The following is a 14,521-nucleotide window of genomic DNA, read 5'->3' as shown; positions in this document are numbered from 1 at the left end:
CGGCCCTCCGCAGGGTGGGGAACATGTTCGTCGCATGGAGAGATCTCAGATTCGCCAAGGGCCGTTTCGCCCTGATGGGCACGGTCGTCGTGCTCATCACCCTGCTCGTCGGGCTGCTGTCCGGACTCACCGCCGGCCTGGCCCGGGAGAACGTCTCGGCGATCAGCTCGCTGCCTGCCGACCGCATCGCCTTCGCCGCGCCCGCGGACGGCCGGTCGGTGTCCTTCACCGACTCCGCCGTCCCCGAGAAGGCCTGGAACACCTGGGCCGAGCAGCCCGGCGTGACCGCCGCTGACCCGGTCGGCATCCGCACCCTGAACGCCGCCGCGGGCGAGCGCACCGCCGCCGCCTCGGCCTTCGGCGTGGACCCGGGCTCGGGCATCGCGCCCGCCGGCCTCGCCCCGGGGCGGATCGTGCTCTCCGAGCAGGCGGCGGACGAGCTGGGTGCGGCGGAGGGCGACACCGTACGCCTCGGCGGTCTCGACCTGCGCGTGGCCGCGGTCGCCGGCGACGCCTCGTACAGCCACACGCCGGTGGTGTGGACGACGCTCGACGAATGGCAGCGGATCGGACACAGCGGTACGGACATCGGGACCGGCGGTACGGACTCGGAGGAGCAGGCGACCGTGATCGCACTGCGGCTCGACGGCGACGACGTGGACACCGCCGCGGGCGACCGGGCGGCCGGAACCGCGACCAGGACCCCGGACGAGGCGCTCTCGGCGATCGGGTCCTACCAGGCGGAGAACGGTTCGCTGCAGCTGATGCGCGGGTTCCTGTTCGTCATCTCGGCGCTGGTCGTCGGGGCGTTCTTCACCGTGTGGACGATCCAGCGCAGCCCGGACATCGCCGTGCTCAAGGCGCTCGGCGCCGGCACGCCGTACCTCCTGAAGGACGCGCTCGGCCAGGCGGTGGTGCTGCTGGCCGCCGGCACCGGCCTCGGCACGCTGATCGCCGCCGGAGTGGGCGGGCTGATCGGCGGGGGAGACGTGCCCTTCGTCCTCGACCTCGCGACCGTCCTGGTCCCGGCCGGCGTCCTCATCGCCCTCGGCGCGGTCGGTGCGGCACTCGCCGTACGCCGCGTCACCGCCGTCGATCCCCTCACCGCCCTGGGAAGTGCACGATGACCACCACGACCACCCAGTCCGTCGCCCCGAACCTGCGGCTCGACGGCATCACCCTGACCTACCCCGACGGGGACGGCACGCTCACCGCGCTCGACCGCGTGGACCTCGACGTGCCGGCCGGCACGATCACGGCCGTCGTCGGGCCCTCCGGATCCGGCAAGTCCAGCCTGCTCGCCGTCGCGGCGACCCTGGTGACCCCGGACAGCGGCAGCGTCGTGCTTGCCGGCACCGAGGTGAACGGGCTGAGCGCCGCGGACCGTTCGAGGCTGCGGCGCGAACGGGTCGGCATCGTCTTCCAGCAGCCCAGTCTGCTGCCGTCGCTGACCGCGCTCGAGCAACTGCAGGTGATGGCCCATCTGGACGGGCGCGGTCCGCGCGGCGCGCGGTCGCAGGCGGCGGAGCTGCTCGACGCGGTGGGCCTGGCCGCGCAGGCCGGCCGCAGACCGCACCAGCTCTCCGGCGGTCAGCGTCAACGCATCAACATCGCCCGGGCGTTGATGAACGAACCCGCCGTACTCCTCGTCGACGAGCCGACCAGCGCGCTCGACCACGAACGGGGTGCCGCGGTGCTCGACCTGATCGCCCGGCTCACCCGGGAGCGCGGCACCGCGACGGTCCTGGTGACCCACGACCGTACGCATCTGGCCGAGGCGGACGAGGTCCTGACGATGACCGACGGGCGACTGGGGGCGTGCGCTTCGGCCGTGTAGGGCGTACGTGTCTGCGTAAGGCATACGTGCCTGCGTAAGGCGTACGTTCCTGCGTAGGACATACGTGGTCGCCTACGTGGTGGCGTACGCCCTACGAGCCGTTGCTGTTGGCCAGCGCGTCCGACAGTTCCTCGGCCACCTCGCGCAGGATCGGGACGATCTTGTCGGTGGCCGACTCGGTGACCCGGCCGGCCGGTCCGGAGATCGAAATGGCCGCCGAGGTCGGCGAGTTGGGCACCGGCACGGCGAGGCAGCGGACCCCGATCTCCTGCTCGTTGTCGTCCACCGCGTAGCCCGTGGCACGCACCAGCTCCAGTGCGTCGAGGAAGCCTTCGGGCGTGGTGATGGTCTTCTCGGTGGCGGCCGGCATGCCCGTACGGGCGAGCAGCGCGCGCACCTCGTCCGGCGGGGTGTGCGCGAGGAGCGCCTTGCCGACACCGGTGGAGTGCGGCAGCACCCGGCGGCCGACCTCGGTGAACATCCGCATCGAGTGCTTGGACGGCACCTGCGCCACGTACACGATCTCGTCGCCGTCGAGCAGCGCCATATTGGCCGTCTCGCCGGTCTCCTCGACCAGACGGGCCAGATACGGGCGGGCCCAGGTGCCGAGCAGCCGGGAGGCGGACTCGCCGAGCCGGATCAGGCGCGGGCCGAGCGCATAGCGGCGGTTGGGCTGCTGGCGGACGTAACCGGTGGCGACCAGGGTGCGCATCAGGCGGTGGATGGTGGGCAGCGGCAGTCCGCTGCTCGCCGACAGCTCGCTGAGTCCCACTTCGCCGCCTGCGTCCGCCATGCGCTCGAGCAGGTCGAAGGCGCGTTCCAGGGACTGGACTCCTCCGCTGGCGGCGGGCTTGGGAGCGTCGGCGGAGCTGTCCGTTGACGTCGGCACGGAGCGGTCCTTTCGGTGCAGCAGTTCGGTGCTTCGGATCCCATGCGCGGCCCGAAGTGCGGGTCGGTGCGGCTGAGCCGGGTGGTACGGGTTTGGAGCAGCCTACCCGGCGCTCCCCGGGGCCGGAGGGGGACCGAGGGGGATGGTCATGGCCGGTCAGGGCCCCTTTGTCCTGGTGTTCGCGGCGGACTGGCGCCTTTCGGTGGGATGAGTATGGTGGGGACCGCCGTTCTGTTGTCCGAAATTCCAGTTCCACTTCATGGAAACATCCAAGTCGCCTGGTGGCACCCCACGGGATGGGGGAGATCGGACCGGAGAGGCCCGCCGGGCCGGACCGACAAGGTCTTGACGGACTGGGATACCGAATGAAAACTCGTTCAACAGAACGTTGAACGTGACTCACCGGAAGCTGAAGGAGAGCGGGTTGTCCGAGGTCGAACTGGTCCTGCGCTCGACGCGCGTCATCACCCCCGAGGGCACACGGGCCGCCTCGGTCACCGTCGCCGACGGCCGCATCGTGGACGTGCTCGGGCACGACGCCCCGGTGCCCGACGGCGCAACGCTCGAGGACCTGGGCGACCACGTGCTGCTGCCCGGCCTCGTCGACACCCATGTGCATGTGAACGACCCGGGCCGCAGCGACTGGGAGGGCTTCTGGACCGCCACCCGCGCCGCAGCGGCCGGCGGCATCACCACCCTGGTCGACATGCCGCTCAACTCGCTGCCGCCCACCACCACCGTCGAGCACCTGCGGATCAAGCAGGAGGTCGCCGCAGCCAAGGCGCACATCGACATCGGCTTCTGGGGCGGCGCCCTGCCGGACAACGTCAAGGACCTCGCGCCCCTGCACGAGGCCGGCGTCTACGGCTTCAAGTGCTTCCTGTCGCCGTCCGGCGTCGACGAGTTCCCCGAGCTCGACCAGGAGCAACTGGCCACCTCGATGGCCGAGATCGCCGGCTTCGGCGGCCTGCTCATCGTGCACGCCGAGGACCCGCACGAGCTCGACTCCGCCCCGCATCTGAGCGGTCCCAAGTACGCGGACTACCTGCAGACCCGCCCGCGCGTCTCGGAGAACGCCGCCATCGAGGGCCTGATCGCCACCGCCAAGCGGATCGGCGCCCGCGTCCACGTACTGCACCTCTCCTCGTCCGAGGCGCTGCCGCTGATCGCGACCGCCAAGCGCGAGGGCGTCCGCCTCACCGTCGAGACCTGCCCGCACTACCTCACCCTCACCGCCGAGGAAGTCCCGGACGGCGCCAGCGAGTTCAAGTGCTGCCCGCCGATCCGGGAGGGCGCCAACCAGGACGAGCTCTGGCAGGCCCTGGCGGACGGCACCGTGGACTGCATCGTCACCGACCACTCGCCTTCCACCGCCGATCTGAAGACCGACGACTTCGCCACCGCCTGGGGCGGCATCTCCGGTCTGCAGCTCAGCCTGCCCGCCGTATGGACCGAGGCCCGCAAGCGCGGCCACGGCCTCGAGGACGTGGTCCGCTGGATGTCCGAACGCACCGCAGCCCTGGTCGGACTCGACACCAAGGGCGCCATCGCGCCCGGACGTGACGCGGACTTCGCGGTCCTGGCACCGGACGAGACCTTCACCGTCGACCCCGCGGAGCTCCAGCACCGCAACCGGGTCACCGCCTACGCGGGCAAGACCCTGCACGGCGTCGTCAAGTCGACCTGGCTGCGCGGCCGACGCGTGCACCACCAGGGCGACTTCACCGAGCCGGCCGGCCGCCTGCTGTCCCGCAACGGCAGCTGACAGCGGCGTCGGGCCCGCCCCCTCGCGGAGGGTGCGGGCCCGGGCTCACTCCGGCGGTACCACCGGCCGCCTACGCCGAGTGTCCGCCGTCCACCACCAGCTCGGCCCCCGTGATGTACGCGGCGTCGTCACCGGCCAGATACGCCACCAGGGACGCCACCTCGTCCGCCGTGCCGAAGCGCCCGAGCGCGGTCGCCGCGCGCTGCGGCTCCGCGAACGGCCCGTCGGCCGGATTCATCGCGGTGTCCACCGGACCCGGGTGGATCAGGTTCACCGTGACGGCACGCTCGCCCAGCTCCCTGGCCAGCGCCTTCGTCATGCCGGTCAGGGCCGACTTGCTCAGCGCGTAGAGGGTGCCGCCCGGCCCTCCCGCGTACCGGGAGAGTGCCGTGCCGGTCGAGATGATCCGGCCGCCGCGCTCCAGACGGGACGCCGCCGCCTGCGTGGTGAGGAAGACCCCACGCACATTGGTGTCGAGCACCCGGTTCACATCCGCGGCCGCCAGGCCGGTCATCGGGCCGAGTACGCCGACACCCGCGTTGTTGACCAGGATGTCGAGCCGGCCGAAGTGCGCCGCCACCTGGTCGACCAGGCCGGCCGCCGCCTCCGCGTCCGCCGCGTCCGACCGGATCGCGAGGCCGCGGCGGCCCGCCGACTCGACCTTCGCCACGACCTCCTCGGCCGCGGCCCGGTCGCTGACGTAGCTGATCGCCACGTCCGCGCCCTCGCCGGCCAGCCGCAGTGCGATCGCCGCGCCCATGCCGCGGCTGCCGCCGGTCACCAGGGCCACCTTGCCGGTCATGCCGTTCCCGCCGTTCTCGTAGCTCATCGTGTTCCCCGTCCTGGGTGTGTCCGTCGTCGTCGACATGCGGTGTGCTGTCGTCATGTGCACCAGACAACCGGGCGGCGGACACAGGCGCTGGCGGGGATCGGACACCCAGATCGATGAGTTCCGTACACCGCGACGGTCGTAGAGGTGAAGCAGCGAGCACCGTACGGAGCGGAGAGACCCATGAAGATCAGCCTCACCCAGTTCGTCACCCTCGACGGCGTCTACCAGGCACCGGGCGGTGTGGACGAGGACCGCAGCGACGGCTTCACGCACGGCGGCTGGGCGGTGCCGTACGACGACGAGGACTTCGGCCGCTTCATCGACGGGGTCTTCGAGCAGGCCGACGCCTTCCTCTACGGCCGACGCACGTACGACATCTTCGCCGCGTACTGGCCGACCGTCACAGACCCCGACGACCCGGTCGCCGCCCGCTTCAACTCCCTGCCCAAGTACGTCGCGAGCACCACCCTCACCGAGCCGGCGTGGGCCGGCACCACGGTCATCGGCGCCACCGACGTGGTCGAGGACGTCACGGCGCTGAAGGAACGCCCCGGCCGGGAGCTGCAGATGCACGGCAGCGGCGGTCTCGCCCGGACCCTCCTCGCCCACGGCCTCGTCGACACCGTCCACCTGCTCACCTATCCGGTGGCCCTCGGCTCCGGCCGGCGCCTCTTCGCCGATGGCGGCCTGCCCACGGCCTTCCGCCTCGCCCAGTCGCACACCACAAGCACCGGCGTGGTCATCTCCACGTACGAGACCGCGGGCAGGCCCGAGTACGGGACGATGGGCGCATAGCAGCCCGCGGTGCCGCCGCAGCGGTGAACTTCCGTGGAACGGCGGGTACTTGGTGTTGACGCGACCCGCTCTACGCGCGTCATGCTAGAGCCATGCGAATCCCCCCACGCATCGCCACAGGTATCGCACTCGTCGCGGCCCTCGTCGTCGGCGGCCCCGTCGCCGCGCAGGCTGCCCCCACCCCCGCCTCGGCACCGGTCGCAGTGAGCGCCGTCGCCGCGGTCGGCGACATCTGCCACTCCGACCTGCCCGCCGAGGCCCACGACACCCTGGACCTGATCGACGCCGGCGGGCCGTACCCGTACCCCCAGGACGGCACGGTCTTCCAGAACCGCGAGGGCCTGCTGCCCGACCAGGACACCGGCTACTACCACGAGTACACCGTCGAGACCCCCGGCTCCCCGGACCGCGGCGCCCGCCGCATCGTGACCGGCGAGGCCGATCAGGAGGACTACTACACGGCCGACCACTACGAGTCCTTCGACCTGGTCGACCACACCTGCTGACCGCTGCGGGGGCGTACGGGCCCGGAGCCCGTACGCCCTCCCTGGTCAAGACTTCACGCTGTCGGAGGCGACGAAGACGGCGATCGCCAGGACGATCGTGGCGATGCTCGCGTACAGCTCGTAGCCGTCGAAGAACGACAGGCGCTGGATGAACCCCCACTTGATCCAGCCGAACAGCTCGTACACCAGGCCGCCGGTGCCCTGGAACAGCAGGACGACACCGAGGAACTCCAGCAGCTTCTTCATGCCGTGATCCTCCCGGCCGCGCGCCCTGCCGGGCATCGGCCGGAGGGTGGCCGGCCCCTGGTCACCGGTAGCGGAGTCGGGGCCTGCGCCGGTCCGAAAGTCGGTGCCGGTGTCACCGAGGTCGATGATCGGCCGCCGAGCCGTACCCGGCGGCCCCGCGCTGCGTAGATTTGTCGACCATGAGGGACAGCGAGCAGGCCGCACCCACCGAGCCCGTCGGGCCCCCGGACACCCGGGGCCGGTACGCGCACGGCTACCGGTGGCCCTGGATGCTGCCCTCGGCGCTCGCCGCGGAGCTCGACCCCGAGCGGGCGTACGGCCGCACCCGGCGCACCCTGCGGGACTGGATCGTCGACTTCACCTGCTTCCTGCTCGCCGTGCTGCTCGGCCTGCTCACCGCAAAGGGCTTCGAGACCAATCCGCACGTCTCGCCCGGACTCGCCGACGTGGACCAGGTCCTCGGCGCGCTGGCCTGCGCCGCGGTCTGGCTGCGGCGCCGGTGGCCGGTCCAGCTGGCGGCCGTGCTCGTCCTGGTCAGCCTCGTCTCGGAGTCCGCCGGGGGTGCGGGCGCCGTCGCCCTGTTCACGCTGGCCGTGCACCGCCCGTTCCGCTACATCGCCTGGATCGGCGGCCTCTCGTCGCTCTCCGCCGCGCTCTTCTACTGGCTGCGGCCCGACGCCGAGGTCCCGTACCTGGTGGCGATCGGCTTCGCCGTGATGGCGAACGTGACCGTCATCTGCACCGGACTCCTGGTCCGCTCCAAACGCCAGCTGTTCCTCTCGCTGCGCGACCGCGCCCGCCGTGCCGAGTCGGAGGCCGCGCTCCGCGCCGAGCAGGCGCAGCGCCAGGCCCGCGAGGAGATCGCCCGCGAGATGCACGACGTCCTCGCCCACCGGCTGACGCTGCTCAGCGTGCATGCGGGCGCGCTCGAGTTCCGGCCGGACGCCCCGACCGAGGAGATCGCCCGGGCGGCCGGCGTGATCAGGGACAGCTCGCACGACGCGCTGCAGGATCTGCGCGAGATCATCGGCGTACTGCGGGCCCGTGACGGTTCCGAGGAGTCGGGTCGCCCGCAGCCGACGCTCACGGGTCTCGAGACGCTGGTCGCCGAATCCCGGGCGGCCGGCATGAAGGTCACCCTCGACAACCGCGTGACCGCGCCGTCAGAAGCGCCGACCGGCGTCGGCCGCAACGCCTACCGCATCGTGCAGGAGGGCCTGACGAACGCCCGCAAGCACGCCCCGGGCGCCGAAGTCACCGTCCGCATCGAGGGATCCGCGGGCCGCGGACTCACCGTCGAGGTGGCCAACCCGGCACCGCCCGGCGAGATCCCCGTCGTACCCGGCTCGGGACAGGGCCTGATCGGCCTCACCGAGCGCGCCGGACTGGCCGGCGGACGCCTCACCCACGGCCGCACCCCCGACGGCGGTTTCACCGTCACGGCCTGGCTGCCCTGGACCGAACAGGCCGGCGCCGCGGAGGACCGGTGACCCGGCTACGGAACCCGCGCCACTCCGACGTAGAACCCGCTCAACTCCACCTTCGGAGCGGGCTCCTCGCGATACCAGTGGGTGGCCGTCACCAGACCGGGCTCGACGAGTTCGAGCCCCTCGAAGAACGGCAGCACCTCGTCCCGGCTGCGCATCCGCAGCGGCACCTGGCCCTGCTTGTACGTGTTCTGCACGCCCGCCGCCAGCTCCGGGTGCTCGTCCGTGGTGCCGTGCGAAAGCACCAGATAACTGCCCGACGGCAGGGCCTCCACCAGGTTGCGGGTGATGGTGTACGGGTCCTCGTCGTCCGTGATGAAGTGCAGCAGCGCGATCAGGGACAGCGCGACGGGCCGGTCGAAGTCCATGACCTCCCGGGCACGCCGGAGAATCTCCGCCGGCTTTCTGACATCCGCCTGGATGTAGTCCGTGGCGCCCTGCGGCGTACTGACCAGAAGGGCCTCGGCGTGCCGCAGCACGATCGGGTCGTTGTCCGCGTACACCACACGGGAGGCCGGCCGGATCTGCTGGACGATCTGGTGCAGATTCGGCTGGGTGGGGATGCCGGTGCCGATGTCCAGGTACTGGTCGACGCCCTGGCCGGCCAGCCAGGCCGCGGCGCGGTGCATGAACGCGCGGTTCCGCCGGGCGTTGCCCCGGGCCTCCGGCGGGAGCTTCTGGGCCATCTCCTGATCGACCAGATAGTTGTCCTTGCCGCCCAGGAGCCAGTCGTAGATGCGGGCGGGGTGCGGCCTGGTGGAGTCGATCACGAGCTTGGCGTCATCGCCGGTCATAGCTGGCTCCCGTGCATGTCTGGCCGATTCCGTGGAGCCGGCGCGGGCGCTCTGTGCGAACACGCGGATTATGTCATCGCACGGACGACCGACGCCCGGGGGCCGTCGCGGAGTTGTCGTCCGGGGGCCGTGCGTCCCGGTCCCCGGCGGTGGATACCGTGATCGGCATGACTGCGATCCGGCTGCTGCTCGTGGACGACGACCCTCTGGTACGGGCGGGGCTCGCCCTGATGCTCGGCGGAGCCGAGGACATCGAGATCGTCGGCGAGGCGGCCGACGGCGAGCAGGTCGCCGCCCTGGTCGAGCAGACCCGCCCCGATGTGGTCCTGATGGACATCCGGATGCCGGTCGTCGACGGCCTCACCGCCACCGAGCAACTGCGCGGCCGGCCCGACGCCCCCGAGGTGGTGGTGCTCACCACCTTCCACGCGGACGCCCAGGTGCTGCGCGCCCTGCGGGCCGGCGCCGCCGGATTCGTCCTCAAGGACACCGCACCCGCCGAGATCGTCGAGGCGGTACGCCGGGTCGCGGCCGGCGATCCGGTCCTGTCGCCGGCGGTCACCCGCCGCCTGATGGACCGCACCGCGGCCACCGCCGACACCGGGGCCGACCCACGCAGAGCGGCAGCCCTGGAACGGCTCGAGGCGCTGGGGGACCGAGAACGCGAGGTGGCGGTGGCGGTCGGCCGCGGGCTGCCGAACGCGGCGATCGCCCGCGATCTGTACATGAGCGTCGCCACGGCGAAGGCCCACGTCTCCCGCATCCTGACCAAACTCGACCTCAACAACCGCGTCCAGATCGCGCTCCTCGCGCACGACGCGGGCCTCCTCGACGACGAATCGGCGGATCCGGAGGAGACGTAGACGAGACGTAGGGGGCGCCCGACAGTGCTCAGTGGGGCGGCTCGTCCTGGCGCAGCCGCAGCGCCAGCTCCGTCTCCCAGCGGTGCGGATCGGGTTCCGTGCGCGGGTCGGTGCGATAGCTCTCCAGACGGCAGCCCCAGACCTCGCCCTCTTCGGTGCGGGTCATGTCCCAGTCGAGGCGCTGGGCGCGGGCCCACTTCATCATCGAGTCGACGACCGCGAACAGCTCGTCGGGGTGGCCGACATGAGTGACCGTCACATAGCTGCCGCCCGGCAGGGTGTCGGCGAACAGGTCGTCGCCGGCGACCCGCACCCGCTCACCGACCGGCACCCCGGCCACCACCTGCAGCTCGCGCGAGACTCCCCGAACACGACCCAGCACCTCGTACCGGAAGAAGGGGCCGCCCGCCGGTGTCACGCCGCGCTCGCCGAGCCAACCGACGATCTCCGGCAGTCGGTCCGCGAGCAGTCCGAAGCGGTCCCAGGTGACCCGGCCCCGTACACCCACGAACGGCACGGGGGCGCGCTGCACGACACGTGGCTGGTTCGTCATGAGGCGATCCTGCCGGGGTACGCAGGGTGACGCACCCCGGCGGGCGGAGCGATCCCGCTCGGCTGCCCGGGATGACCCGTGCGGGCGGCGATATTCGGGGGCGGTGCACGGGGCGGGCGGGCTAGCTTGGCACGACCCGGCACGAGGGCCCGATGCCCGGCCGGCCGGGGAACACCGACGGAGGAGACCATGGGGGACAGGGCGAACTACGTCGTCGTCGAGGACGGCAGCTGGCAGCTGTACTACTCGCACTGGGGCGCCACGACCGTGGACGTCGACATCCTCGACGGCCCGCGCTCGGCCGCCCGCTTCCTGCGCGCCCAGCGCGCGACGGACCGCACCGACTGGCTGGACGACACCTGGTGCGAGGGCGCGGTGCTCGCCGACTACGACAACAGCCGTCTCCTGCTCTTCACTTGGCACCTGGACGACCGCGACCACCGCGACGCCCTGTTCGCCGTCCTGGCGCGGACCTGGCCGGGCTGGCGCATCGACTGGGCGTACGAGGGCCTGCGCGAGCTCGCCGCATACGTCGGCGCCGACCCGTCCGCCGTCACCGTCGAGCCCTCCGAGCCCACCCGGCAGGCGCCCCTGCAGGCCGTCGAACCGGGCGAGGAGGAGTACGCGACGATCGTCTCCGTACGCGACGACCGGGGCCCGCGGGCCTACTCGCTGTTCGTCGACGACCTGCCCGAACTGCTCGCGCACGGACCGGCGTTGGTGGACCGGCTGCCGCAGGAAGCGCGGTGCGAGGGCGAGCAGGTCGTCCCGGCCGACGGCGTGCACATCGACGTACCGCGGCGCGAGGTCTGCGCCTGGATCTCGGACACCCTCTTCACCGCCCGGTGCCCGGAACTGCCGGACTGGCCGGGCTGGACCTGGACGTTCTGGGCCGACCGGTACGCGGAGCAGGTCACCGCGGCGCAGGGCGCCGTGCGGTTCCTGCCGCCGGACCTGCGGCCCGCCGTCGCGATGCTCGCCGGGCGCATCGATCGGCTCGGTGAGCGGGACCCCGCGGCGTCCGCGCACGCGCTCGCCGACCGGCTGCGCGAGGACGGCAGCGAGGTCCGGGTGTCGCCCTTCGTGGACGCGCACACCGTCACCGGACCGGACCCCGGGGAGCGCGCCGCACTGCGCGCGGTCCTCGCCGAACTCGGATGACCGGCTCCCGCACCGAGTGATCCCCGTCGCCTCCGGCCCCGCCGTGTTGACCTTCGTACGGCAGCTGCCCAACCCTTGAGCCAGCCGCCCCGGCAGGAGGAGCAGCGGGGCGCATCCAGGAGGAGCACATGACAGGATTCGACCTCTCGGTGGCCGAACAGGTCCTCGACGCCCAGCCGTTCAGCCGGCTGCTCAAGGCGAGGATCACCGCCTTCGGCGACGGGGCCGCCGTACTCGAGCTGGACATCAGGGACGAGCTGCTCCAGCAGAACGGCTTTGTGCACGGCGGAGTCCTGTCGTACGCCGCGGACAACGCCCTCACGTTCGCCGCCGGCGCCGCACTCGGCCCCGCCGTCCTGACCGCCGGCTTCTCCATCCAGTACGTACGACCGGCCCGCGGCACCCTGCTCACCGCCCGCGCCGAGGTGGTGCACGCCGGTCGGCGGCAGGCCGTCGTCCGCTGCGATCTGGTGATGACGGGGGCGGACGACGCCGAGGACGGCGGGACGCTCTGCGCGGTCGCGCAGGGCACGGTCCTGTCCACGGCCAAGGACTGACCGGAGAGCCATGCAACGCAGCGTCGAGATCAACGCGGAGGTCGCCGGCCGGACGGGCGGCGGCAAGGGATTCCACTATCTGCACTGGCGGTCCAAGCTCGAGCTGAGCATCGACTGCTTCATCTGTGAACGCACCAACCGCACCACCGTCCTCGAGGTCGGCGCCGAGCGGGCGCTGTGCTCGGGGAGCCGGTCCGGCATCCCCGGGCACTACACGGCTGCCCGGATCGCCGCGTTCGACGTCACCTCGGGGGAGGACCGCCTCGCGCTGCGGGCCGTGGTCAGCTTCTGGTGGGCGCCGTTCCACGACTCCCGCAGCGGCCACCGCAACGCGGCCCCGACCCTGCACCCCTGGGTACGGCTGCACATCGGATACGAGTGCCCCGAGGACGCCGACGAACCGGGCACGGCGTCGATCGCGACCAATATGGCGCGTCCGGCGAGCGAGTCCTGCGGACAGTGCGGCGGCACGGTCGTCACCAGCGAACAGACCCCGACGATCCGCCTCCTGGACTGAGCCGGCCGGGTCGGTCGCGCCGGGCCGACCGTGCCGGCAGCCTCCCGCGAAAAAAGTCTCGGAAATCTTCGCGGCCGATGTCGAGAACCGGTCCCCGGCTGCGTCCCCGGTGTGCACGCGGCCACAATGGGCCGTACCTCACCAAGGAGCGCATCATGGGCAAGTACCTGCTGCTGAAGCACTACCGGGGCGCGCCGGCGTCGGTCAACGACGTGCCGATGGACCAGTGGGAGCCGGACGAGGTCACCGCCCACCTGAAGTACATGAACGACTTCGCCGACCGTCTCAAGTCCACCGGTGAGTACGTGGACAGCCAGGCGCTCTCCCCGGAGGGCACCTTCGTCCGCTACGACGGCGAGGGGCGCCCGCCGGTCACCGACGGCCCGTTCGCCGAGACCAAGGACCTGATCGCCGGCTGGATGGTGATCGACGTGGAGACCTACGAGCGGGCCCTGGAACTGGCCGGTGAGCTGTCCGCGGCCCCCGGCGCGGGCGGCAAGCCGATCCACGAGTGGCTGGAGCTGCGGCCCTTCTACGGCGTGCACGCCACGGCCACCGAGTGAACGAAGCGCTCCTGAAGGAGCTGGTCCCCGAGGTGATCGGCGTGCTCGTCCGCCGCGGAGCCGACTTCGCGGCGGCCGAGGACGCCGTCCAGGACGCCCTGGTGGAATCCGTACGCACCGAGGTCTCGCCACGGGACCCCAAGGGCTGGCTGATCACCGTGTCCTGGCGCAAGTTCCTCGACGCCGTGCGTGCCGACACCTCACGGCGGCGGCGCGAGGAGCAGGCCGAGGCCGAACCGGAACCCGGCCCCTGCGAGGCCGTGGACGACACGCTTCAGCTGTACTTCCTGTGCGCGCATCCGTCCCTGACACCGGCCTCCGCCGTCGCGCTCACCCTGCGCGCGGTCGGCGGTCTCACCACGCGGCAGATCGCGGCTGCGTATCTGGTGCCGGAGTCGACCATGGCCCAACGGATCAGTCGCGCCAAGAAGACCGTGTCGGGGGTCCGATTCGAGCAGCCCGGCGACGTATCCACCGTGCTCCGCGTCCTCTACCTGGTCTTCAACGAGGGCTACTCCGGGGACGTCGACCTCGCCGCCGAGGCGATCCGGCTCACCCGGCAACTCGCGGCGATCACCCGCCACGAGGAGGCCGCGGGCCTGCTCGCCCTGATGCTGCTGCACCACGCACGGCGCCCGGCCCGCACCGGCCCGGACGGCACGCTCGTCCCGCTCGCCGAGCAGGACCGCGGCCTGTGGAACACCCGGCTCATCAGCGAGGGCATCGGCATCCTGCAGGCCGCGCTCGGCCGCGACCGCCTGGGCGAGTTCCAGGCCCAGGCGGCGGTGGCCGCGCTGCACGCGGACGCCAGGACGGCCGAGGAGACCGACTGGGTGCAGATCGTCGAGTGGTACGACGAACTGGTGGCGCTCACCGACAGCCCTTTGGCCCGCCTCAACCGCGCCGTCGCGGTCGGCGAGGCCGACGGCCCCCGGGCCGGGCTCGCCGCCCTCGCCGGACTGGACCCCGCCCTGCCGCGGTACACCGCCGTCGAGGCCTACCTGCACGAGCGCGACGGCGACCCCGCGAGAGCGGCGCGGCTCTACGTGCAGGCCGCCCGATCGGCCCCCAACATCCCCGAGCGCGACCACCTCACGCGCCAGGCGGCCCGGCTCAACGCACGACTGCGGGGCTGAGCGCGCCCACCGGACCACGC

17 protein-coding genes are annotated in these 14,521 nt (G+C 72.1%); 12 read left to right on the top strand and 5 right to left on the bottom strand.

The features are described 5' to 3' along the window. The first annotated feature begins 23 nt into the window (after nucleotides 1-23). Together DY218_RS11790 and DY218_RS11785 are read left to right on the top strand one after the other, a co-directional pair. Nucleotides 24-1,127: an ABC transporter permease gene (locus DY218_RS11790; protein WP_128555911.1), complete on the top strand. Its 1,104-nt coding sequence runs from the start codon at nucleotides 24-26 to the stop codon at nucleotides 1,125-1,127. Next, nucleotides 1,124-1,837 carry an ABC transporter ATP-binding protein gene (locus DY218_RS11785; protein WP_128555910.1) on the top strand — a complete coding sequence of 238 codons (714 nt, stop codon included), beginning with the start codon at nucleotides 1,124-1,126 and terminating at the stop codon, nucleotides 1,835-1,837. Before DY218_RS11790 ends, DY218_RS11785 begins: the two co-directional genes overlap by 4 nt. Nucleotides 1,838-1,928: 91 nt before the next feature. Here the strand turns inward: DY218_RS11785 and DY218_RS11780 are convergent, their stop codons facing one another. Beyond that, nucleotides 1,929-2,726 (bottom strand): IclR family transcriptional regulator, encoded by a 798-nt coding sequence (locus tag DY218_RS11780; RefSeq protein WP_128555909.1) that lies wholly within the window; start codon nucleotides 2,724-2,726, stop codon nucleotides 1,929-1,931. Nucleotides 2,727-3,150: 424 nt separating this feature from the next. Here DY218_RS11780 and allB point away from each other — a divergent pair, with 424 nt between their 5' ends. Further along, nucleotides 3,151-4,491 carry an allantoinase AllB gene (gene allB, locus DY218_RS11775; RefSeq protein ID WP_128555908.1) on the top strand — a complete coding sequence of 447 codons (1,341 nt, stop codon included), beginning with the start codon at nucleotides 3,151-3,153 and terminating at the stop codon, nucleotides 4,489-4,491. A 70-nt stretch (nucleotides 4,492-4,561) separates the two neighbouring features. Here allB and DY218_RS11770 read toward each other — a convergent pair whose 3' ends face one another. Continuing rightward, on the bottom strand, nucleotides 4,562-5,320 hold the full coding sequence (locus tag DY218_RS11770; protein ID WP_407703605.1) for an SDR family oxidoreductase: 759 nt from the start codon (nucleotides 5,318-5,320) through the stop codon (nucleotides 4,562-4,564). Between the two features lie 183 nt (nucleotides 5,321-5,503). On the opposite strand from DY218_RS11770, the gene DY218_RS11765 reads away from it, so the two are divergent. Both DY218_RS11765 and DY218_RS11760 read left to right on the top strand, forming a co-directional pair. After that, complete coding sequence (locus DY218_RS11765; RefSeq protein WP_128555907.1) at nucleotides 5,504-6,118, top strand: dihydrofolate reductase family protein; 615 nt, start codon at nucleotides 5,504-5,506, stop codon at nucleotides 6,116-6,118. Between the two features lie 92 nt (nucleotides 6,119-6,210). After that, nucleotides 6,211-6,624, top strand: coding sequence for a ribonuclease domain-containing protein (locus tag DY218_RS11760; RefSeq protein WP_128555906.1), 414 nt, complete (start codon nucleotides 6,211-6,213; stop codon nucleotides 6,622-6,624). Nucleotides 6,625-6,669: 45 nt separating this feature from the next. Here DY218_RS11760 and DY218_RS11755 read toward each other — a convergent pair whose 3' ends face one another. After that, nucleotides 6,670-6,870, bottom strand: coding sequence for a hypothetical protein (locus DY218_RS11755; RefSeq protein ID WP_128555905.1), 201 nt, complete (start codon nucleotides 6,868-6,870; stop codon nucleotides 6,670-6,672). A 179-nt stretch (nucleotides 6,871-7,049) separates the two neighbouring features. On the opposite strand from DY218_RS11755, the gene DY218_RS11750 reads away from it, so the two are divergent. Next, nucleotides 7,050-8,360 carry a sensor histidine kinase gene (locus tag DY218_RS11750; protein ID WP_128555904.1) on the top strand — a complete coding sequence of 437 codons (1,311 nt, stop codon included), beginning with the start codon at nucleotides 7,050-7,052 and terminating at the stop codon, nucleotides 8,358-8,360. 5 nt (nucleotides 8,361-8,365) lie between these two features. Here DY218_RS11750 and DY218_RS11745 read toward each other — a convergent pair whose 3' ends face one another. Then, nucleotides 8,366-9,151, bottom strand: a complete 786-nt coding sequence (locus tag DY218_RS11745; RefSeq protein ID WP_128555903.1) for an SAM-dependent methyltransferase — start codon at nucleotides 9,149-9,151, stop codon at nucleotides 8,366-8,368. A 167-nt stretch (nucleotides 9,152-9,318) separates the two neighbouring features. Between DY218_RS11745 and DY218_RS11740 the strand changes: the two genes are divergently transcribed. Beyond that, nucleotides 9,319-10,014 carry a response regulator gene (locus DY218_RS11740; protein ID WP_128555902.1) on the top strand — a complete coding sequence of 232 codons (696 nt, stop codon included), beginning with the start codon at nucleotides 9,319-9,321 and terminating at the stop codon, nucleotides 10,012-10,014. A 28-nt stretch (nucleotides 10,015-10,042) separates the two neighbouring features. Here DY218_RS11740 and DY218_RS11735 read toward each other — a convergent pair whose 3' ends face one another. After that, nucleotides 10,043-10,567 carry a GyrI-like domain-containing protein gene (locus DY218_RS11735; protein WP_128555901.1) on the bottom strand — a complete coding sequence of 175 codons (525 nt, stop codon included), beginning with the start codon at nucleotides 10,565-10,567 and terminating at the stop codon, nucleotides 10,043-10,045. 189 nt (nucleotides 10,568-10,756) lie between these two features. Between DY218_RS11735 and DY218_RS11730 the strand changes: the two genes are divergently transcribed. From DY218_RS11730 to DY218_RS11710, 5 genes are all read left to right on the top strand, one after another. Then, nucleotides 10,757-11,728 carry a hypothetical protein gene (locus DY218_RS11730; protein WP_128555900.1) on the top strand — a complete coding sequence of 324 codons (972 nt, stop codon included), beginning with the start codon at nucleotides 10,757-10,759 and terminating at the stop codon, nucleotides 11,726-11,728. A gap of 128 nt (nucleotides 11,729-11,856) precedes the next feature. Continuing rightward, nucleotides 11,857-12,285 carry a PaaI family thioesterase gene (locus tag DY218_RS11725; RefSeq protein WP_128555899.1) on the top strand — a complete coding sequence of 143 codons (429 nt, stop codon included), beginning with the start codon at nucleotides 11,857-11,859 and terminating at the stop codon, nucleotides 12,283-12,285. A 10-nt stretch (nucleotides 12,286-12,295) separates the two neighbouring features. Then, nucleotides 12,296-12,802, top strand: a complete 507-nt coding sequence (locus tag DY218_RS11720; RefSeq protein ID WP_128555898.1) for a hypothetical protein — start codon at nucleotides 12,296-12,298, stop codon at nucleotides 12,800-12,802. Nucleotides 12,803-12,957: 155 nt separating this feature from the next. After that, nucleotides 12,958-13,365, top strand: coding sequence for a YciI family protein (locus DY218_RS11715; protein ID WP_128555897.1), 408 nt, complete (start codon nucleotides 12,958-12,960; stop codon nucleotides 13,363-13,365). Beyond that, the gene (locus DY218_RS11710; protein WP_128555896.1) at nucleotides 13,362-14,501 is read left to right on the top strand and encodes an RNA polymerase sigma factor; all 1,140 of its coding nucleotides are present in this window, start codon (nucleotides 13,362-13,364) and stop codon (nucleotides 14,499-14,501) included. Before DY218_RS11715 ends, DY218_RS11710 begins: the two co-directional genes overlap by 4 nt. Nucleotides 14,502-14,521: the final 20 nt, after the last annotated feature.

This window comes from Streptomyces triticagri (assembly GCF_003429565.1).
In the GTDB taxonomy this organism is placed as follows: Bacteria; Actinomycetota; Actinomycetes; order Streptomycetales; family Streptomycetaceae; genus Streptomyces; species Streptomyces triticagri.
This window is presented reverse-complemented; position numbering and strand designations above follow the sequence as displayed.